Origin of the sequence: Xanthomonas chitinilytica (assembly GCF_026107455.2) — a bacterium.
Lineage (GTDB): Bacteria > Pseudomonadota > Gammaproteobacteria > Xanthomonadales > Xanthomonadaceae > Stenotrophomonas > Stenotrophomonas chitinilytica.
The window spans coordinates 1-533 of the sequence record NZ_JAPCHY010000032.1 but is presented as its reverse complement, the minus strand read 5'-3'; the positions used below and the strand labels follow the sequence as shown (position 1 = coordinate 533).

Annotated in this window: 1 protein-coding gene; it reads right to left on the bottom strand. The window is 67.4% G+C overall.

Going from position 1 to position 533, the window contains the following annotated elements; genetic code table 11:
• Positions 1–533 (bottom strand): alpha/beta fold hydrolase (locus OK345_RS17720; RefSeq protein ID WP_265129326.1); only part of this gene is annotated, 533 nt, incomplete at both ends.

Below are 533 nucleotides of genomic sequence, written 5' to 3'. Positions count from 1 at the left end.
TAGACGATCAGCCTGGCACCTTCGATCAGGGCGGCCGAAGCCTTGCCGGCGGCGTCGATCGGCACGATCTGGTCGTCGTCGCCGTGGATCACCAGGGTCGGCACGTCGAACTTCTTCAGGTCGTCGCGGAAGTCGGTGGCCGAGAACGCGGCAATGGAGTCGTAGGTGTTCTTGTGGCCGCCTTGCATGCCCTGTGCCCACCACGCGTCGATCAGGCCCTGCGAGACCTTGGCGCCGGGACGGTTGAAGCCGTAGAACGGGCCGGAGGCAAGGTCGAGGTACAGCTGCGAACGGTTTTCCAGCGAGGCCTTGCGGATGCCGTCGAACACTTCGATCGGCAGTCCGCCCGGATTGTCGGCGGTGCGCAGCATCAGCGGCGGCACGGCGCTGACCAGCACCGCCTTCCTGACCCGGCCGGTGCCGTGGCGGCCGATGTAGCGCGCCACTTCGCCGCCGCCGGTGGAGAAGCCGACCAGGGTGACGTCCTTCAGGTCCAGCGTGTCGATCACGGTGGCCAGGTCGTCGGCGTAGTG